This is a genomic window from Rhodoferax sp., assembly GCF_034520025.1.
In the GTDB taxonomy this organism is placed as follows: domain Bacteria; phylum Pseudomonadota; class Gammaproteobacteria; order Burkholderiales; family Burkholderiaceae_C; genus Allorhodoferax.
Window position 1 is genome coordinate 1,308,483 of the sequence record NZ_JAXHNZ010000001.1, and the last position, 19,207, is coordinate 1,327,689.

At 57.9% G+C, this 19,207-nt stretch carries 21 protein-coding genes; 11 read left to right on the forward strand and 10 right to left on the reverse strand.

From position 1 onward, the window contains the following. Positions 1–269: 269 nt before the first annotated feature. The 3 genes from U5L73_RS06315 (at position 270) to U5L73_RS06325 (ending at position 3,523) form a co-directional block, all read left to right on the forward strand. Entirely contained in the window at positions 270–1,373 is a 1,104-nt protein-coding gene (locus U5L73_RS06315; protein ID WP_322561549.1) for an NDP-sugar synthase, read from the forward strand. Between the two features lie 25 nt (positions 1,374–1,398). Further along, complete coding sequence (locus tag U5L73_RS06320; protein ID WP_322561550.1) at positions 1,399–2,847, forward strand: mannose-1-phosphate guanylyltransferase/mannose-6-phosphate isomerase; 1,449 nt, start codon at positions 1,399–1,401, stop codon at positions 2,845–2,847. A 154-nt stretch (positions 2,848–3,001) separates the two neighbouring features. After that, the gene (locus U5L73_RS06325; protein ID WP_322561551.1) at positions 3,002–3,523 is read left to right on the forward strand and encodes an FxDxF family PEP-CTERM protein; all 522 of its coding nucleotides are present in this window, start codon (positions 3,002–3,004) and stop codon (positions 3,521–3,523) included. Positions 3,524–3,606: 83 nt separating this feature from the next. On the opposite strand, the gene U5L73_RS06330 is transcribed toward U5L73_RS06325, so the two are convergent. Next, positions 3,607–4,536: a polyprenyl synthetase family protein gene (locus tag U5L73_RS06330; RefSeq protein ID WP_322561939.1), complete on the reverse strand. Its 930-nt coding sequence runs from the start codon at positions 4,534–4,536 to the stop codon at positions 3,607–3,609. A 208-nt stretch (positions 4,537–4,744) separates the two neighbouring features. On the opposite strand from U5L73_RS06330, the gene rplU reads away from it, so the two are divergent. The 4 genes from rplU (at position 4,745) to proB (ending at position 7,703) form a co-directional block, all read left to right on the forward strand. After that, positions 4,745–5,056, forward strand: coding sequence for a 50S ribosomal protein L21 (gene rplU / locus U5L73_RS06335; RefSeq protein ID WP_087496570.1), 312 nt, complete (start codon positions 4,745–4,747; stop codon positions 5,054–5,056). 11 nt (positions 5,057–5,067) lie between these two features. Continuing rightward, complete coding sequence (rpmA, locus tag U5L73_RS06340) at positions 5,068–5,325, forward strand: 50S ribosomal protein L27 (protein ID WP_087496571.1); 258 nt, start codon at positions 5,068–5,070, stop codon at positions 5,323–5,325. 73 nt (positions 5,326–5,398) lie between these two features. Continuing rightward, a complete protein-coding gene (gene cgtA, locus U5L73_RS06345; protein WP_322561552.1) occupies positions 5,399–6,487 on the forward strand; it encodes an Obg family GTPase CgtA in 1,089 nt (362 codons plus the stop codon). 79 nt (positions 6,488–6,566) lie between these two features. Beyond that, positions 6,567–7,703 carry a glutamate 5-kinase gene (proB, locus tag U5L73_RS06350; RefSeq protein ID WP_322561553.1) on the forward strand — a complete coding sequence of 379 codons (1,137 nt, stop codon included), beginning with the start codon at positions 6,567–6,569 and terminating at the stop codon, positions 7,701–7,703. A 35-nt stretch (positions 7,704–7,738) separates the two neighbouring features. On the opposite strand, the gene U5L73_RS06355 is transcribed toward proB, so the two are convergent. Beyond that, complete coding sequence (locus tag U5L73_RS06355) at positions 7,739–8,260, reverse strand: CNP1-like family protein (RefSeq protein WP_322561554.1); 522 nt, start codon at positions 8,258–8,260, stop codon at positions 7,739–7,741. After that, positions 8,253–8,879 (reverse strand): RNA pyrophosphohydrolase, encoded by a 627-nt coding sequence (locus U5L73_RS06360; RefSeq protein ID WP_322561940.1) that lies wholly within the window; start codon positions 8,877–8,879, stop codon positions 8,253–8,255. The genes U5L73_RS06355 and U5L73_RS06360 overlap by 8 nt, the downstream gene beginning before the upstream one ends. A gap of 91 nt (positions 8,880–8,970) precedes the next feature. On the opposite strand from U5L73_RS06360, the gene U5L73_RS06365 reads away from it, so the two are divergent. Together U5L73_RS06365 and U5L73_RS06370 are read left to right on the forward strand one after the other, a co-directional pair. Next, positions 8,971–10,713 carry a proline--tRNA ligase gene (locus tag U5L73_RS06365; RefSeq protein WP_322561555.1) on the forward strand — a complete coding sequence of 581 codons (1,743 nt, stop codon included), beginning with the start codon at positions 8,971–8,973 and terminating at the stop codon, positions 10,711–10,713. Next, on the forward strand, positions 10,710–11,354 hold the full coding sequence (locus tag U5L73_RS06370) for a lytic transglycosylase domain-containing protein (RefSeq protein WP_322561556.1): 645 nt from the start codon (positions 10,710–10,712) through the stop codon (positions 11,352–11,354). The genes U5L73_RS06365 and U5L73_RS06370 overlap by 4 nt, the downstream gene beginning before the upstream one ends. Here U5L73_RS06370 and U5L73_RS06375 read toward each other — a convergent pair. After that, positions 11,351–13,225, reverse strand: a complete 1,875-nt coding sequence (locus U5L73_RS06375; protein WP_322561557.1) for a putative bifunctional diguanylate cyclase/phosphodiesterase — start codon at positions 13,223–13,225, stop codon at positions 11,351–11,353. The two genes, U5L73_RS06370 and U5L73_RS06375, sit on opposite strands and share 4 nt — an antisense overlap. Positions 13,226–13,296: 71 nt before the next feature. After that, positions 13,297–13,623 (reverse strand): Grx4 family monothiol glutaredoxin, encoded by a 327-nt coding sequence (gene grxD, locus U5L73_RS06380; protein ID WP_322561558.1) that lies wholly within the window; start codon positions 13,621–13,623, stop codon positions 13,297–13,299. Between the two features lie 115 nt (positions 13,624–13,738). On the opposite strand from grxD, the gene U5L73_RS06385 reads away from it, so the two are divergent. Both U5L73_RS06385 and leuA read left to right on the forward strand, forming a co-directional pair. Then, positions 13,739–14,215: an FKBP-type peptidyl-prolyl cis-trans isomerase gene (locus tag U5L73_RS06385; RefSeq protein ID WP_313875366.1), complete on the forward strand. Its 477-nt coding sequence runs from the start codon at positions 13,739–13,741 to the stop codon at positions 14,213–14,215. A gap of 168 nt (positions 14,216–14,383) precedes the next feature. Continuing rightward, positions 14,384–16,123, forward strand: a complete 1,740-nt coding sequence (gene leuA, locus U5L73_RS06390) for a 2-isopropylmalate synthase (protein ID WP_322561559.1) — start codon at positions 14,384–14,386, stop codon at positions 16,121–16,123. Here leuA and U5L73_RS06395 read toward each other — a convergent pair. The 5 genes from U5L73_RS06395 to prmC form a co-directional block, all read right to left on the reverse strand. Further along, positions 16,120–17,280: a DUF4268 domain-containing protein gene (locus U5L73_RS06395; protein ID WP_322561560.1), complete on the reverse strand. Its 1,161-nt coding sequence runs from the start codon at positions 17,278–17,280 to the stop codon at positions 16,120–16,122. The genes leuA and U5L73_RS06395 overlap by 4 nt on opposite strands. Beyond that, positions 17,277–17,678 carry a type II toxin-antitoxin system tRNA(fMet)-specific endonuclease VapC gene (gene vapC / locus U5L73_RS06400; protein WP_322561561.1) on the reverse strand — a complete coding sequence of 134 codons (402 nt, stop codon included), beginning with the start codon at positions 17,676–17,678 and terminating at the stop codon, positions 17,277–17,279. Before vapC ends, U5L73_RS06395 begins: the two co-directional genes overlap by 4 nt. Beyond that, positions 17,678–17,911 (reverse strand): type II toxin-antitoxin system VapB family antitoxin, encoded by a 234-nt coding sequence (gene vapB, locus U5L73_RS06405; protein WP_322561562.1) that lies wholly within the window; start codon positions 17,909–17,911, stop codon positions 17,678–17,680. The genes vapC and vapB overlap by 1 nt, the downstream gene beginning before the upstream one ends. Before the next feature lie 48 nt (positions 17,912–17,959). Further along, positions 17,960–18,298, reverse strand: a complete 339-nt coding sequence (locus tag U5L73_RS06410) for a zinc ribbon domain-containing protein YjdM (RefSeq protein ID WP_322561563.1) — start codon at positions 18,296–18,298, stop codon at positions 17,960–17,962. A 71-nt stretch (positions 18,299–18,369) separates the two neighbouring features. Continuing rightward, entirely contained in the window at positions 18,370–19,203 is an 834-nt protein-coding gene (gene prmC, locus U5L73_RS06415; protein WP_322561564.1) for a peptide chain release factor N(5)-glutamine methyltransferase, read from the reverse strand. Positions 19,204–19,207 lie beyond the last annotated feature (4 nt).

Below are 19,207 nucleotides of genomic sequence, written 5' to 3' on the forward strand. Positions count from 1 at the left end.
GTCCGAATGACTAGGCACATCCCCCAAATGGGTGAATTCGCTACTTTTTGACAATCGAAGTTCGATCGGCGTGAAAAAATTCACACTTACCCGGAGAATTTTGGCTTTTGTGTGGGTTTTGTATCACTTCGCGAGGCGGTGATTCACTGTCGTACCAAGCTAAGAGGCAAGGGAATGGGCCCGAAAGAGCTATGCCCGACCTATTACACTTTTGGGCTGTACAGCGCGCGCTCTGTGGAGCGGGTTACATCAGATCACGGGAGTAAAAAATGGCAAAAGGAATGATCCTGGCTGCAGGCCAGGGCACACGGGTCCGCCCGCTCACCAAAGACTTGCCCAAACCGATGGTGCCGATTTTGGGCAAGCCGGTGATGGAGTATTTGATCGAGCACCTGGCCCGGCACAACATCCGCGAAATCATCATCAATGTGGCCTACCACCACCAGCGGATTGAGCAGTATTTTGGCGATGGCAGTCGCTGGGGGGTGGAGATTGCCTACTCCTACGAAGGGGTGCGCGAGCATGGCGACATATTGCCCCGCCCGATGGGCTCGGCTGGCGGTTTGCGACGGATTCAGGATTTCAGCGGTTTTTTTGACGAAACCACCTTGGTGCTGTGCGGGGATGCGCTGATCGATCTCGACATTACCGCCGCCATTGCAGAGCACAAAGCCAAAGGCGCGCTGGCCAGTGTGGTGGCACTGGAGGTGCCGCTGCAGGAGGTGGAGAACTACGGCATGGTGGTGGCAGACGAAGATGGGCGGATTCGCTCGTTTCAGGAAAAGCCGAAGCCGGAGGACGCCAAGTCCACCTTGGCCAGCACTGGCATCTACATCTTTGAGCCCGAGATCCTGGAGAAAGTGCCCAAGGGCAAGGTCTACGACATTGGCTCGGAGCTGTTTCCGCAGCTGGCGGCAGATGGCTCGCCGTTTTATGTGCAGAACCGGCCATTTCACTGGATTGATATCGGTCGGGTGAGCGACTATTGGACGGTGCTGCAGCGGGTGCTCAAGGGTGAGGTAGAGAACATGCCGATGCCCGGCAAAGAGATTAAGCCGGGTGTGTGGGTGGGTTTGAACACCAACATCCCATGGGACAAGGTGCGGATTGAGGGGCCGGTGTATATCGGCTCTAGCGTCAAGATCGAAGAGGGGGCCACGATCATCGGGCCGGCCTGGATCGGGCACGGCAGTGTGATCCGCTCGGGAGCGCGCATTACCCGGGGTGTGTTGTTTGAGTACACCCGTATTGCGCCGGATATGCACTTCCACGAAATGATTGTGTCGCGCTTGTATTGCGTGAACCGGCACGGCGAGACGCTGTACGCCGGGGATGACACCTCCCGCATGCGCTGGGGCGATGCGCGGGCCTGATTTTTTTAATTTTGAAAGTTTGACTATGTTGATTCAACCAGTAGTTTTGTCGGGCGGCTCTGGCACCCGCTTGTGGCCTTTGTCCCGCGAAAAATACCCCAAACAGTTGTTGCCCTTGATTGGCGACGATTCGTTGTTGCAGGCTACGGTGCGCCGGGTCGAGGGCATAGCCGGCGTCGAGCTGGCGGCCCCGATGGTGGTGTGCAACGAGGAGTACCGTTTTGTGATTGCCGAGCAGATGCGCCTGATGGGCAAGCCCGGTACTGTGGTGCTGGAGCCTTTGGGGCGAAATACGGCTCCAGCCCTTACTATTGCTGCGCATGCCGCTATTAAAAACGGAGCAGATCCTGTGTTACTGGTGATGCCGGCGGACCATGTGATCATGAATGGCGCGGCGTTTCGGGCGGCGGTAGTGAAGGGTGCACAGTTGGCGCAAGCCGGTGCGGTAGTGACCTTTGGTATTACCCCGGATGCCCCTGAAACGGGCTACGGCTATATCCAGTCGGGGGCAGATTTTGGGGTTGATGGTGCCAAGCAAATTGCGCGTTTCGTGGAAAAACCCGATTTGAAGACCGCACAAGCGTATCTGGACGAGGGCACTTACTCGTGGAACAGTGGCTTGTTCATGATGAAGGCGTCGGTGTGGCTGGCGGCCATGGAGCGCTGCCGCCCCGATATTGCCCAAGCCTGTGCTACCGCGTGGAGCGAGGGGCGCACAGACGGTGAGTTTGTGAGGGTGGGCAAAGAGGCTTTCAGTGCTTGCCCCAGCGACTCGATTGACTATGCCGTCATGGAGCGCCTGGCAGGCCAGGGTGGCGCGGTGCCGGCTGGTTTGCCGACAGGGGTGGTGCTACCGCTCTCTGCCGGTTGGTCGGATGTAGGTGCTTGGGAAGCGCTGTGGAACGTGCTGCCCAAAGACGACGCAGGCAATGTGGCCCAAGGCGACGTGCTGATGCAAGACAGCCGCAACACCTTGGCCTTGTCTGAAGGGCGGCTGATTGCGTGTGTGGGTGTAGACGATTTGATTGTGGTTGAGACTGCGGATGCAATTTTGGTCGCCCACAAAAACAAAACCCAAGATGTGAAGAAAATTGTGGACCGCCTGAAGCAGGCCGGCCGTAGCGAAGGGCAGGCACACCGCAAGGTATTCCGCCCATGGGGCTGGTACGACAGCATTGACCATGGTGAGCGCTTCCAGGTCAAGCGCATTGTGGTGAAGCCGGGTGCGGCTTTGTCGCTGCAGATGCACCACCACCGCGCTGAGCACTGGATTGTGGTGAGCGGCACCGCCAAGGTGACGGTGGGCGAAAAAACCTTGCTCTTGTCTGAGAACCAGTCCACCTACATTCCGCTAGGGGCCACACACCGTCTGGAGAACCCGGGCAAGCTGGAGCTCGAAATGATTGAGGTGCAGTCGGGCAGCTACCTGGGTGAAGACGACATCGTGCGATTTGAGGATGTGTACGGTCGTTGACGATAGGGTGGGTCAAAAAGTGTGACTTTTTTCACGTTTTTGACGATCTTGTAGTCGGATCGGACTATCGATTGATTGGCGGATGTTTTTGATAATGTGAGCGCGAGCAACGGCTAATTCTGTCGCTGTCGCACTCAACATTACAGGGATAAACATGAACTTCAAAAAAACTAGCTTGGCTTTGGCCATTGCTGTGTCCGCCTTGGCAGCCGGTTCCGCACAGGCTGCTACCAAAAACGCTGGCTTGATCAGCGATAGCTACTCCACCGTTTTCAATGTCGCCCCAGGCGTTTCTTTTGCTGACACCGTTAACTTCTCTATCGCTGGACCTTCCACGCTGACTGGTACAGCTGCGAGCTTGACTTTGAGTTTTGGTACCCTGAGCTTGCTGGATATCGCTGGCTTGACAGTGAACGTGTGGAATAACATCCACCCGTTCGGCTCTACCAACTTTGGTTCTTTTGCAGGCGGCACTGGCTCTTACACCTTTAACTTGCCTACCGCAGGTAATTACCACGTAGACATCACTGGTACTGCAACTGGCGTTTTTGGTGGCAATTACGGTGTGGGTCTGCAAGTGGCTGCTGTTCCAGAACCAGAAACCTACGCCATGCTGTTGGCCGGCTTGGGCGTGATGGGCGCGATTGCCCGCCGCCGTAAGCAAGCTGCTAAATAAGCAACTTCGCTACATGAAAAAGGGCCTGTCGAAAGACAGGCCCTTTTTCTTTGGGTCAGTGTGTGTGGGGGCTCAGTGAATACTTAATGGTTGCGCTCTAGCAACTGGGTTGCAAGGTGAATGAGGCAAGCAGAGTACTCGTTAGGTGGTAACTGTTTGGCAGCTTCAATAGCTCGTTCTGCCTCGCCCCGAGCAGATGCCTTGGCAACATCGAGCGCCCCGGTTTTGTGCACGATAGCGACGACCGCGTCCAGCATGCTCAGGTCGCCGGTTTCAATGGCGGTTTGAATGGTGGCGCGCTCTGCGTCGGTACCCCGCTGCATGGCGGCAATTAGGGGGAGGGTGGTTTTGCCTTCGCGCAAATCGTCGCCTAGGTTTTTGCCCATGACAGCCGCGTCACCAGCGTAATCGAGCACATCGTCAATCACTTGAAACGCGGTGCCCATGGCTTGACCGTAGGAGGCGCAGGCCTCCTCTTGTTCAGGTGTGGCGCCCGACAAAATGGCGCCGACGCGGGCACTGGCTTCAAAAAGTTTGGCAGTTTTGGAGCGGATGACTTGCAGGTAGCCGGCTTCATCGAGCGCAGCGTTGTGCATGTTCATGAGCTGCATCACTTCGCCTTCGGAGATGATGTTGGTGGCGTCGGCCAGCACCTGCATGATGCGCATGCTTTGGGCTTCGACCATCATCTGAAAAGCGCGGGAGTACAGAAAGTCTCCTACCAACACGCTGGCGGGGTTGCCAAAGCGCGCGTTGGCGGTCGGGGCGCCGCGTCGCAGCTCGGATTCGTCCACCACATCGTCGTGCAGCAGGGTCGCGGTGTGAATAAATTCGACCACGGCGGCCATATTGAAGCGCTGGGCACCTGTGTATCCTAGAGCGCCGCAGCACAGCAGCAGCAAGGCAGGGCGCAGGCGCTTGCCACCGGCAGAAATGATGTACTGGGATACGCTGCCCACCAAGGGTACGCCGGAAGCCAATCTGTGGGCGATGACCCCGTCAACTTCGCGCATGTCGGGTTCGACGATGGAGAGCCCCGTCGAAGAAGCAGGAGTAGAGACTTGCAAGGCGTTAGACCGGTTTGTTTTGAGCGATTATAGAGACGCTCGTCAGGGCCCGCTCTGCATGGTCTTGCTGCGTTATGACGTATAGCAGGGAAATGTTATACTCTTAAGCTCTGTAAAAATTCATTTGCAGAATTTCCTAGTCGAAGAGGTCAACATGTACGCGGTCATAAAAACCGGCGGCAAGCAATATCGTGTTGCTGCTGGCGAAAAAATTAAAGTAGAACAGATTGCTGCGGACGTAGGCCAAGAGATCGTGATCGACCAAGTTTTGGCAGTCGGAAACGGCGCTGAACTGAAAGTCGGCACACCCTTGGTGTCCGGTGCGACCGTTACGGTCACAGTAATTTCCCACGGAAAGCACGACAAAGTGCGTATCTTCAAGATGCGTCGTCGTAAGCACTACCAGAAACGTCAAGGTCACCGTCAGCAGTTCACCGAACTGCAAATCGGCGCGATCAAGGCTTAAAGGAATAGGTCATGGCACAGAAAAAAGGCGGCGGCTCTACGCGCAACGGACGTGATTCCAAGCCAAAGATGCTCGGTGTGAAGGCTTTCGGCGGTGAGTTGATCAGCGCTGGTTCCATCATCGTGCGTCAACGCGGCACCAAGTTCCACGCTGGCGACAACGTCGGCATGGGCGTGGACCACACTCTGTTTGCACTGGTGGACGGCAAAGTGTCATTCGCAGTCAAGGGTGCGTTGAACAAACACACAGTGAGCATCACTGCAGCGTAATCTGCACTGGCTCCCCCGAGAAACCCTGCGCCTTCCGCGCGGGGTTTTTCATTTCTAACCTCGGTGTACGACCATGAAGTTTGTTGACGAAGCCTACATTGATATCTCCGCGGGAGACGGTGGCGCGGGTTGCGTTTCCTTCCGGCATGAGAAGTACAAAGAATTCGGCGGCCCCAACGGGGGCGACGGTGGCCGCGGCGGCCACGTGTTCGCAGTAGCGGACCCCAACCTGAATACCTTGGTGGACTACCGCTTTGCGCGTCGTTACGACGCCAAGCGGGGCGAGCATGGCATGGGCTCCGACATGTTCGGTGCTGCCGGTGATGACATCACCCTCAAAATGCCGGTCGGCACCATCATTACCGACGCTGAAACCGGCGAAGTGCTGTTTGAATTGTTGCAGCCGGGCGAGGTGATTACCATTGCCAAAGGCGGCGACGGCGGCTTCGGGAATATGCGTTTCAAGAGCGCGATCAACCGGGCTCCACGCCAGAAAACCCCAGGCTGGCCTGGCGAAAAGCGCAACTTGAAGCTAGAGCTCAAAGTGCTGGCCGATGTCGGCTTGCTGGGCATGCCGAATGCGGGCAAATCTACTTTCATTTCAGCGGTCTCGAATGCGCGCCCGCGTATTGCTGACTACCCCTTCACCACGCTGCACCCCAACTTGGGCGTGGTGCGCGTCGGCCCTGAGCAGAGCTTTGTTGTAGCCGATTTGCCCGGTTTGATTGAAGGCGCTGCGGAGGGTGCAGGCCTTGGACATCAGTTTTTGCGGCATTTGCAGCGCACCCGCTTGCTTTTGCACGTGATTGATATGGCGCCTTTCGATGAAGGCGTGGATACCGTTGCGCAAGCGAAAGCCATCGTCAATGAGCTTAAAAAGTACGACGAAGAGTTGTACAAAAAGCCCCGCTGGCTGGTGCTGAACAAGTTGGACATGGTCCCCACGGATGACCGGGTCGCGTTGATCAAAGATTTTGTCAAACGCTACAAGTTCAAAGGGCCGGTGTTCGAAATTTCTGCGCTGACCCGTGAAGGTTGTGAGCCTTTGATCAAAGAGATTTACAAGCACATCAAGGCGCAGCAAATCGCTGAGATGCCGCACGTTGAGGTCGATCCGCGTTTTGCACCGGGATCGACGGATTCAGACGCGCCGGCTGAGTGAATCTGATCTTCGGATCTTTTGGTTTTTGCTACGATATTTATAGCTGCTCGCGCATATTCCATCAGGGCTACAGTCATCAATGAATCAAAAATTCAGCTCATCTGTTCTGCGTGATGCACGTCGTGTCGTGGTCAAAGTTGGCTCCAGTCTGGTCACCAATGATGGCCGCGGTTTGGATGAGCAAGCGATAGGTGAGTGGTGCCGCCAATTGGCGCATTTGATTCGTGATGGTCGTGAGGTGATCATGGTGTCGAGCGGCGCCATTGCCGAGGGCATGAAGCGCTTGGGTTGGGCAACTAGGCCCAAGGCGGTTCAGGAGCTGCAAGCGGCTGCGGCTGTGGGGCAGATGGGCCTGGCGCAGATGTACGAGACCAAGCTCCGTGCCAACGACTTGGGCAGTGCCCAAGTGTTGTTGACCCATGCCGACCTTGCCGACCGTGAGCGCTACTTGAATGCCCGGTCGACTTTGCTGACACTGTTAAAGCTGGGCGTGGTTCCGGTGATCAACGAGAACGACACGGTCGTCAACGATGAGATCAAGTTCGGCGACAACGACACCTTGGGTGCGCTGGTGGCCAATTTGGTGGAGGCGGACGCTTTGGTCATCCTCACCGACCAAAAAGGATTGTTTACTGCAGACCCACGCAAAGACTCTGCCGCCGCTTTTGTGAGCGAAGCGAAAGCTGGGGACCCGGCCTTGGAGTTGATGGCAGGCGGTGCCGGGAGCAGCATTGGCCGTGGCGGAATGCTGACCAAAATTTTGGCGGCCAAGCGGGCTGCTGGTTCTGGCGCATCGACCGTGATTGCCTGGGGGCGTGAGCCAGATGCCTTGATCCGCCTGACGCAGGGAGATGCGATTGGCACCCTCCTGATTGCCCAGACCCAAAAGAACCAGGCCCGCAAGCAGTGGATGGCAGACCATCTGCAGATGCGCGGCGCCGTGGTGGTGGATGCCGGTGCGGCTGCCAAAGTGCGGGATGAAGGCAAGAGTTTGCTGCCTATTGGCATGCTGCAGGTCGAAGGCGAGTTCTCGCGTGGCGATGTGATCGCCGTGCGCGACGAAACCGGCTTTGAGATCGCCCGCGGACTGGCCAACTACGCCAGTGCCGAAGCCCGCCTGCTGTGCCGCAAGCCTTCTGCAGAGTTTGAGCGCCTGCTCGGTTATGCGGCAGAGCCAGAAATGCTCCACCGCGATAACCTGGTACTCACCCGCTAAGGGGCAGGTCAGCCCGGGCTGCTTGGCAGCTGTGGCTATTGCTCGCTGGGCGCCCGGTAGTTCGGCGAGTTCTTTCCGAATTTCAGCGCATTGAGAATCTCGGCTTTGCTGCCTGCGACCCGCGTGTCGCATGCGGCTTGGCGGGCAAATACGCGGGCGTGGGGGGAAGGCATGTTGTCCATTACATCGCGCCAGACGGGGGTGCTCACCGCCGACCAGTTACCGGAAGAGCCTGCCCGGGCATAGGTTTTGACCTCACCGGTGAGGCAGCGTATGCCTTCGTATACCGCGTTGCTGGTGCCGCTGGCGTTGGTCATCACCGCGACATAACGCACCACGCCATCGCCCCCGACCATAATGGTGGACGGATCAATCCCCACTTTGACGGTTACAAAGTTGGGCATATCCAGGGGCAGCACCTTGGATGTTGAAAACGCAGGAGCAGGAGGTTCTTTCTCCTCGGTCCAGTCAGGGTTGTCCAGTGTGTTCTGGGCGCCAGCAAAGCCCACGCACCCTCCGAAAATCAGGAGGGCCAAAGCAGATCGCAAGTTAATCATGGTGTGTCGGTGCATTGGTCCCCGGATCCGGCTCGAAAGACGCCCCGGGTGGCAATTCCATATGGTTAGGCTGCAGGCGGTCGAAACCGCTATCCGCATCACGCGTGCGGTTTCCGCCATGCCGCAGATAGCGGTTGCGACTTTCGTGACGCGGCAGGTACCGAGCAAGCTCAGTGAGGGCCATCTCGTAGACGCCGCGCTTGAACTCCACCACGGCGTCCAGCGGGACCCAATAGTCATTCCACCGCCAGGCATCGAATTCCGGGTGGTCGGTGGCACGCAGGTTTAAATCCCAGTCGTGACCCACCAGTTGCAGAAGAAACCAGATCTGCTTTTGCCCTTTGTAATGTCCGCGAGCATCTCTGCGGACAAATCGGTCCGGCACCTCGTAGCGCAACCAGTCGCGGGTACGGGCAACAATGCTTACATGCTCCGGTTGGAGGCCCACCTCTTCATGTAACTCCCGGAACATGGCCTGCTCGGGAGTTTCCCCCCGATCAATGCCACCCTGCGGAAACTGCCACGAGTGTGTGCGTATGCGTTTGCCCCAAAATACCTGATTTCTCTGGTTGAGCAGGACGATGCCGACATTGGGCCGAAATCCGTCCCGGTCAAGCATAATCAAACCCCAATTTTTAAACTTCATTCATTATGCACAGCGAAAGCGGTGCATCAAGGTCTGAAGCTCCCTGTAGTTCACCGAGCGACCCATGAAAGCCTCCCAATTTCTGATTTCCACCCTCAAAGAAGCACCCACCGATGCCGAAGTGGTGAGCCACCAGCTCATGATGCGTGCGGGCATGATCAAAAAGCTGGGTGCTGGCATTTACAACTACATGCCCATGGGACTGCGGGTCATCCGCAAGGTGGAAGCCATCGTTCGTGAGGAAATGAACCGGGCTGGCGCCGTCGAATTGACCATGCCTGTTGTTCAGCCTGCGGAGCTGTGGCAAGAGACAGGCCGCTTCGACAAGATGGGGCCTGAGTTGCTGCGCATCAAAGATCGCCATGACCGCGACTACGTGGTTCAGCCCACCAGCGAAGAAGTGGTCACTGACATCGCCCGCCAGGAAATCAAGAGCTACAAGCAGCTGCCCAAAAACCTGTACCAGATCCAGACCAAGTTCCGTGACGAGCGCCGCCCCCGCTTCGGGCTGATGCGTGGCCGCGAATTCATCATGAAGGACGCGTACAGCTTTGACCGCGATCAGGACTCCGCCAAGGCCAGCTACCAAGTCATGGCCAAGGCGTACCGCCGCATCTTTGACCGCTTCGGGTTGACCTACCGCGCCGTTGCGGCAGACAGCGGCGCCATCGGTGGGGATTTGAGCGAAGAGTTTCAGGTGATCGCAGCCACCGGAGAAGACGCCATCTTGTATTGCCCGACCAGTGAGTACGCTGCCAATATGGAAAAAGCTGAGGGTTTGGCGCCTGCGGCGCCCAGAGCGTCTGCGCAAGCTGCTATGGAAAAAGTAGCAACGCCCGGAAAGAGCACCTGTGAGGATGTGGCTGCTCTGTTGGGTGTGGCACTGAACACGACCGTGAAGTCCCTGGTGCTGGCGACAGACGAGAAAGATGAGCACGGCGCGATCAAGAAGACCCAAGTCTGGCTCTTGCTGCTGCGCGGTGACCATGACATGAATGAAGTAAAGGTCGGCAAGTTGCCGGGCCTGGCCGAGTTCCGTTTTGCCACGGTGGGTGAAATTGAAGAACACTTTGGTTGCAAGCCCGGTTACTTGGGCCCCATTGGCCTGAAGCAGCCGCTCAAGATCGTGGCGGACCGTGATGTGGCGGTCATGGCCGACTGGATTTGTGGCGCCAACGAAGAAGGCTTTCACATCCGGGGCGTCAACTGGGGGCGCGATCTGCCGGAACCCGACATGGTCGCGGACCTGCGCAATGTGGTGGAGGGCGATGCCTCGCCCGACGGCAAAGGCGTGCTGGCGATTGAGCGTGGCATCGAAGTCGGCCACGTGTTTTACCTGGGCACCAAGTACAGCAAGGCGATGAATGCGACCTTCCTGGATGTCAACGGCAAGCCCCAGTTCATGGAAATGGGCTGCTACGGCATCGGGATCACCCGCCTGCCTGCCGCGGCCGTTGAGCAGAACCACGATGACAAGGGCATCATCTGGCCCGACGCACTGGCACCGTTTACCGTGGTTTTGTGCCCGATCAATCCGGATCGCTTCCCTGATGTGAAGGCAGCCGCCGACAAGCTTTACGAAGAGTTGTTGGCTGCGGGTGTGGACGTAATTCTGGACGATCGCAATGAGCGCCCCGGCGCCATGTTTGCGGACTGGGAGCTGATTGGCGTGCCGCACCGGGTGAACATTGGTGATCGCGGTTTGAAAGAGGGTGTGGTCGAGTACCAGCACCGCCGCGAAAGCGCGGCCACCAGCGTGGCGGTAGCCGATATTGCTGCGCTGTTGCTGGGCAAGTTGAAGGCATGAATAGGCCGGTAGCCGCATCCGGCATTACCCGCCGGATCGGGCTGCAGCGCTTGTTTTTATCCGGCGGATTGCTATCGTTTTCGCAGCAGAAGGCTTGGGCAGGCAGGCAGCTCGAAGAACCTTTGGTGGACTCGGTGCGCACTGCGCTGTCGTCTGCCATCTCCAACTCGGCGCCGCCGATTCCCGAATTTCAGGACACTGAGTCGCGTTTGAATTACTTGCGCTGGCTGGGTGCCATGAGCGAGCGGCTCAAAAAGAAAAAGCCGGAGTGGGATGTGCGGCGGGAGTTTTTGCAGACCGTCTGGTACGAGAGCAAGCGTGCTGGTCTGGATGTGTCGCTGGTGATGGGCCTGATTCAGGTGGAGAGCAACTTTCGCAAGTTTGCCGTGAGCAGCGTGGGCGCCCGGGGGTATATGCAAGTGATGCCCTTCTGGACACGGGTGCTGGGCGACGGCGACGCGGGCAAGCTGTTTCACATGCAAACCAACCTGCGTTTTGGCTGTGTGATTTTGCGTCATTACCTCGAGCGCGAGCGGGGAGATATGTTTTTGGCGCTGGGGCGTTACAACGGCTCTCGTGGCAAAGCGCCCTATCCCAACGCCGTCATGGCGAACAAGCGCCTATGGGATTGGGCTGGTTAAGCCCGGGCGCGCCAATAGGCCTCAAAATCATCGGCGGGCATGGGGCGGGCATAGAGATAGCCTTGCCCTTGGTCGCACCACATACCCCGCAAGGCTTTCGAGGTGGCTTCGTTTTCCACACCTTCTGCGGTCACTTTCAGCCCCAGACTGTGGGCTAAGTGGATGATGGCGCTGACCATGGCGACGTCTTTTTCGCCTTGCAGCAAGCGGCGAACAAAGGACTGGTCGATTTTGAGCTTGTGAACCGGAAACCGCTGCAAGTACGACAGGTTGGAATAGCCTGTGCCGAAGTCATCAATCGCCAGCCGGATCCCTGAGGCCTGAATCCGCGAGAGGGTCGCAATGAACTTCTCGGTGTCTGCAATCAGCGTGGACTCGGTGACTTCAAGCTCCAACTGGCCGGGGTCCAGACAGGTGGTCTGCAGGGCGTGGGCGATTACCGCTTCAATATTCCCGCGACTGAATTGCACCGGTGAGAGGTTGACCGACACGAACAGCGGGCCTGCGCCCATGGTTCGCCATGCCTGCATCTGGCGGCAGGCCTCGTTGAGCACCCACTGGCCGATATCGACAATCAGGCCGGACTTTTCTGCCAAGGCAATAAACAGCCCCGGCGACACCATCCCCAGCTTGGGGTTTTGCCAGCGGACCAGTGCCTCTGCCCCGATCAGCGATCCGGTGCGCAGGTCCAGCACCGGCTGATAGTGCAGCACGAATTCTTCTTGCGCAACCGCTTGGCGCAAGCTGGAGATCAGGTGAAGGCTTTCAGTGATGCTGCTGCGAATGTCTTCGCTGAAGATCCGGTAGGTGTTGCGGCCCGCTTTTTTAGCCTCGTACATGGCGAGATCCGCATGCCGCAACAACTCGTCAAAAGTGGTGCCTTGGGCGGGGTAAATCGCCACACCTATCGAGCACGATGCCAGCACCTCTTCGCCCCGCAGGCGAAAGGGAGCTTGCATTTTGAGGAGCACTTGTTCGCTCACCAGCGCGATATCGTCGGCGCTGGTGAGTTCGGTCAGACCGATCAGAAACTCATCTCCGCCCTGGCGGCACACCACGTCGCTTTGCCGCACTGTCTCGCGCAGGCGCTGGGCGACCTGAACCAGGAAATCATCGCCCGCGGAATGACCGGCCGAGTCATTCACATCCTTGAAGTTGTCCAGATCCACAAACAGCAGGGCGACATGGGTGCCGTTCAGTGCGGCTTGCCGCATGGCGTCGGTCAGCAGAGCATTGCCCAACAAGCGGTTGGGCAAACGTGTCAGCCCGTCATGCTGCGCAAGGTATGTGAGGTTTTTTTCTGAGGCATGGAACCGCGCAATCTGGGAGCGCAGGCGGACCAGTGCGTTTTGCATGTCGTAGGTCAGAAACCAGATCAGAAAGCCGTTCACCAGCAATATCGACAGGCTGCCCGAGAGCCGGTCCATATCAGTACCCGGGGTGACGCCGGTTCGCCAGCCGTACAGCGTGCCCAGACCGAGGGCCAATACACACGCCAGCATGAGTGCCAGTAGTGCCCAGAAGTGCCGGGGCTTGAGCAACTGGCCGGCGCCGACCAGGATGACCGGGTAACCAAGGAGCGATGAGTCCCGCAGGCCATCGCTGAACCACATGATGCTGAACAAAGACAGTGTCGCGGTGCTCAGCACCAGCCCTGCAGCGGTTTCATGATGGCCCCGGTAGTTCAACCACTGGCAGGGCGGCATCATGGCCGCACCCACACTAAGTGCAATCACCACATCCCAACGGGACTGCGTGCTGTACTGGATCGCCGTGCCCGTGAAGGCAATGAAAACCAGCAGCCCGAATTGAAAAACCCGACGGCTGCGAATCTCGATGTCTTCGATCTCGTCGGTGAACGCGGTAAACACGGCAGACTCCCTGCAACACGCAATAATCCTGCAGTGCCCGGTCTAAGGTGCCGGGCTGTCCGCAGGTGAAATTAGCCGGCTAGGGTGCCCAGCACTTGCACCAGTTCGCCGGATTCGTACATTTCCATCATGATGTCCGAGCCGCCGATGAACTCGCCCTTGATGTAGAGCTGGGGAATGGTGGGCCAGTTGCTGTATTCCTTGATGCCTTGGCGAATGCCGTCGTCTTCCAGCACGTTCACGGTATTGACGGTTTTGGTGTCCACGCCACACGCCTTGAGGATCTGGATAGCCCGGCCGGAAAAGCCGCACTGCGGGAAGCTGGCGTTGCCTTTCATGAAAAGCAGGATGTCGTTGGATTTCACCAGTTCGTCAATACGTTGTTGTGCGTCGCTCATGTCAGTACTTCCAAGTAGATAGTTAGATGTCCCGATTATTTCACCATCGCATTTGCCTGTCGCCCGTACGGGCGAACGATGCGCCTCTATGACCGCTTTTTAGGATAATCGGCGCATGAACATCACCAAAAACACCGCAGTCACCCTGCAATTCAAGATTTCCGACACCACCGGCAAGTTGCTGGACCAAAGCCAGGAGCCCATCGCTTACCTGCACGGCGGCTACGGAAACACCTTCCCCAAGATCGAAGAGGCGTTGGAAGGCCAGGCTGCCGGTTTTGCCACCACCATCGAGCTTGCACCCGCCGATGCGTTTGGTGAGTACAACGAAGCGCTGTTGCAAACCATCCCCAAGACTCAGTTTCCCCCGGGCGTCAAGGTCGGCGGCCAGTTGGAAGGTCGCTCGGAAGACGGCCAGAGCATCGTCTTCAACGTGGTAAAGATCAAAGGGCCGGTCGTGCATTTGGATGGCAACCACGCTTTGGCCGGCAAAACGCTGCGTTTTGCGCTGAAGGTGCTGGAAGTGCGTGCTGCCAGCGAAGAAGAAGTGGCACACGGCCATGTTCATGGTGCGCACGGGCACCACCACTGATTGCGAGCTTTAACTAGCCAGACTTTTAGAATTTCTCGAAAGTCTATTTTGTTGGCACGATCTGCCAATAAATTTCAAAAATAGGCAAATTGCGCAATCGGCTGCCTGACCTGCGGGGCTAAGATACCAATATAGATATTGGTGTCATGCCCTTCAGGAGTTTTTGCCGTGTTGTCCAACCCCGCTACCAAATACCGCGCCTTCCCTGCCATTGACCTGCCTAACCGGCAGTGGCCCACGCGCAGCATCACCCAGCCACCGATCTGGATGAGCACGGACCTGCGGGATGGCAACCAATCCCTGTTTGAGCCCATGAATGCGGAGCGCAAGATGCGCATGTTCCGCACGCTGCTGCAAGTGGGCTTTAAAGAGATCGAGGTCGGCTTCCCCAGCGCCTCGCAAACCGACTTCGACTTTGTGCGTGAGTTAATCGTTGGCGGCCATGTGCCGGACGATGTGACCATCGAGGTGCTCACCCAGTCTCGCGAGCACTTGATCCGCCGCACCATCGAGTCGCTCAAGGGCGCGCGCCGCGCCATCGTGCACGTGTACAACGCCACTGCCCCCGTGTTCCGGGACGTGGTGTTCGGCATGAGCAAGCCCGAGGTCAAAGAGCTGGCCGTGTCGTCGGTGCGTTTGATCAAAGAGATCACTGCCACCATGCCCGAAACCGAGTGGGTGCTGCAGTACAGCCCCGAGGTGTTCACCAGTACCGAGCTCGAATTTGCCTGCGAAGTGTGCGATGCCGTTACCGCCGAGTGGGGCGCTACGCCCGCCAACAAAGTGATCCTCAATTTGCCGGCTACCGTGGAGGTGTCCACCCCCAACATTTATGCCGACCAGATCGAGTGGATGCACACCCATTTGACCCGCCGCGACAGCGTCATTTTGAGCCTGCACCCGCACAACGACCGCGGCACCGGCGTGGCGGCTGCCGAGCTGGGCATGATGGCCGGCGCCGACCGCGTCGAAGGCTGCTTGTTCGGTAACGGCGAGCGCACCGGTAATGTGGACCTGGTCACCCTTGCCCTCAACCTGTACACCCAGGGCGTGAGCCCCGGCCTCGATTTCTCGGACATCAACGCGATTGCCCGCACCGTCGAGTATTGCAACCAATTGCCTATCCACCCACGCCACCCGTATGTGGGTGACCTGGTGTTCACCGCGTTCAGTGGCTCCCACCAGGATGCCATCAAGAAAGGCTTTGCCGCCCAGAAGGCTGCCGGCCCGGATGCGATGTGGAATGTGCCCTATATGCCCATCGACCCCGCCGACGTGGGCCGCAGCTACGACTCGGTGATCCGGGTCAACAGCCAGTCCGGCAAGGGCGGTGTGGCGTATTTGATGGAGGCCGAGTTCGGCGTGGTCATGCCGCGGCGCCTGCAGGTCGAGTTTTCGGGCGAAGTGCAAAGCTACACCGACAGCCATGGCGGCGAGATGAGTGCGCAAAACATTTGGGACCTGTTTGACGCCACTTACCTGAACGCGGCAGATGCCAAAGTGCGCTACGTCGAGCACCACCTGTTTGACCACCCCGGCCAGACCGGCAAGGCCCATGTGCAGGGCATTCGCATCGGCGTCGAGGTGGACGGCCAGCCCATGCTGCTCAGTGGCGAGGGCAACGGCCCCATCGACGCAGCAGTGCACGCCCTGCAAACCATTGGTGTCAAAGTGCAGGTGCGCAGCTATGAAGAGCGCAGCACCAAAGCCAGCACCGACGCGGGTGATGCACAAGCCTGTGCCTTCTTGGAGCTGGTGGCGACGAATGGCGACACCGGCAAGGGCGGCGAGCGTTTCGGTGTAGGAATGGACACCAACATCGTGACCGCTTCCGTCAAGGCCTTGATCAGCGGTGTGAACCGCTTGGGGCTGGTGGATGTGGGGGCTGCGGAGTCGGTGGCCGCTTAACGCAGTGCGACACGCAGAGCGGGAATCTGCGTGTCGAACGCCTTTTCAAGCCGTTGAATGTGGTCCACCACCCAGGCAATCATGGCTGGCCAGCTTTCGCGGTTGTGCCCATCGTAAGCTTGGCAGTATTCGATGATGGAAACCTTTTTGTCATCCATGCGTCGCCATGCCAAAGGTGCGCCAAATAGCTTTTCCAGTTCGCTCGCGTGCGCGAGCAGTAAATCAAAAAGTGATTTGTTTTGCTCTTTGGAAGCGCGGTTCAACACGAAGTTAACTCGCACTTCGTCTCTATTGAAAATCATGGAGTAATGGACTCCGCTTAAACCAGAACCGGCGTTGAGCCAGTGGTCTCTGGATGGACCAACATTGCTGTATAGCGCTACTTTGGCTTGTTCAAGCGCTTCCAAGGTTTGATGCCAAAACTCCGTACGCAGCTTGTGGCGATTGGCCTGGCCACGCTCTAGTGACTGCTCCTCGACCTCTTTCTCTGAAATACCAATCATCAACTCCTCTGCTTCCGGCAGCGGGATCAGCTGTTCCACGGTGAGAAACAGGTCGCTGCCGTCCTGGAAAGGTGTCGCCTTGAAGCACTTCAGGAGTACGCGGTGTTTGAGCAGCCACAATACGGTGGATGTGACTTCTTTTCTGAACTCCGCAGCCACCATGATGATGCGCTGGTCCATGCCAGGGTTAAGCACTACATCGTCAAAATCTTCCTTGCCCAAAAACTCACAAATCTGGGTCTGAGCGTCTTGGCCGGGTTGGTGCTTGTCCAAATAGCGTTGAAAAATCTCAGCAATCTTTTGTTGTGACAGCGTGGAGCAGTAAGACGCATATTTGAGCGATTGCCACACTACGTTTCGACCAGAGTCATCCAGCTTGTTTTCAATGATGACCAGCCCGCCAGCCTTGTCGATAGCCAACAAATCCAGCCGCTCTTTGGTGTCATCGAAGCCGTCAAACTCTTTTTGAATGATGAGCAGATCCTCACCCAGCGCATCAGGTTGATTGGCGAGCCACTCTTGAAGGTGGTTGCGCTCAGAGAAGCCCAGATCAGCAAATCGCACTTGCTTCAATTTGCTGATCCGGTTGGTGCCGTGGTTGATTCTGTACATTGAATGGCTCGTGGTTTGAAAGCGTTGGTTGGATGAATTCAAGAAACCCAGTTTTCCAACTGCAGCGCCGGTACGCGTTCAAATTCGCGCAAGTTGTTACTTACAAGTACCAAACCTTCGCTGCGCGCGTGCGCTGCGATGTGCAGGTCATTCACGCCGATGGGTGTACCTGCTTTTTCCAGCGTTGCGCGGATCTGGCCATAGTGCTGGGCAGCTTTGGGGCCGTAGCTCAAAATTTCCAAGCGGCTGCAAAAGTCTTCCACGACCGCCAGGGTTTTTTCAGGTGCGCTGCTTTTCTCGGCACCATGCAATAGCTCCGCGAAAGTGATGGAAGAGATGGCCAAGTGCCCGGCATGGGCATTGAAATGCTGCAGCGCCGCCATCGGCTTGCGCTTGATGACGTAGATGGCGATGTTGGTGTCCAGCAGGTACTTCAGCATCACAGGCTTTCGCGCTCAGCTTGCTCCTGGCTGGCGCGCTCGGCCAAAAAGTCGCTGGGTACAGGTTCCGAGTCGATAAAAAAGCTGTCCCAGGTGTTTTCTACCGGTGTGATGATGCGCTCCAGTCCGCGCGCCCTGACGCTGACGCGCTTCACCGAGGCGGGCAAGCGCATGTCAGCCGGGAGTCGAATCGCCTGGCTGCGGTTGTTGGTGAAAACGGTGCTGGTGGACATGATGCGCCTCCTCGGATTGGGATATGGCGCATTGTATATGGCAGGGGCTTATGCCTTTCTCAGGTAGCAGGCCTTGAGCATGAAGCTGCCGCCGTCCATCTTGCAGTCCACCTCGTGGTCGCCGCCCACCAGGCGGATGCTTTTGACCTTGGTGCCCTGCTTGAGCACGGTGGAGCTGCCTTTGACTTTCAGGTCTTTGATCAGCACCACCGCATCGCCGTCCTGCAGCACCTGACCGTTGGAGTCTTTGACGACTGCGTTGTCTTCATCGTCCGCCGCTGCAACAGCCTGCGGCCATTCAAAGCCGCAGTCGGCGCAGACAAAGTTGCTGCCATCGGGGTAAGTGTTTTCAAGTGTGCACTGGGGGCAGGTGGGTGTTGTGGGCATTTGTGTTTTTCTAATTGCTATCAATTAAATAGCTGGTAGCGCAGTATTTACGGGCGCTAGAGCTTAATTTCTTATAAATCTGGGTCAATCCACTGGCCACCGCTGCAGCGCTCGATTCCGGCCAAGTCTTGGCGGCTTTGCACGTTGGCGAAGCCTGCAGCCTCCAAGAGCGCCCGCACGTCAGCGGCTTGGTCATAGCCGTGCTCCAGCAGCAGCCAGCCGCCAGGCTGAAGGCGGGTAGTAGCTTGGGCGATGATGATACGGATGTCCGCTAGCCCGTCATCGCCGGCGGTAAGGGCTTGGCGTGGCTCAAAGCGGAGTGTGGGCAGGTGTTCGTCGTCCTCGCGGATATAGGGTGGGTTGGAGACGATGGCCTGAAACACGCCCTTGGTGCCACTGAGCCAAGAGCCTTGGCTGAAGGTCACCGCCAACCCCAGCCGCTGTGCATTGGCTTGTGCGACGGCAAGTGCGGCGTGGCTGTAGTCCACCGCCTCCACCTGCAGCGCGGGCCGCGTAGCCTTGAGCGCCAGTGCGATAGCGCCGCTGCCGGTGCCCAGGTCCACCACCCGGGCTTCAGGCTTGGGCGTCGTCACATCCAGCGCCCAGTCAACCAGTGTTTCGGTGTCAGGGCGGGGCACCAAGACATCGGAGTTGACCTGCAGGTTGAGCCCGTAGAACTCCTTGTGGCCCACGATGTAAGCCACCGGCTCGCCCGCCAACCTGCGTGCGACATAGCCCTGCAGTGAGGCGGTGACCGCTTCGCTCACCAAGTCCGTGTCGTGCGCAAGCAACCAGGCCCTCCCTGCCCGCGGCTGACCCAGCGCGTGCAACAGGAGCAGGCGGCTGTCTGTCAGATCCAAGCCCTGGGTTTGCAGGCTGGCGATAGTTTGCGATATGGAGGGCATATTT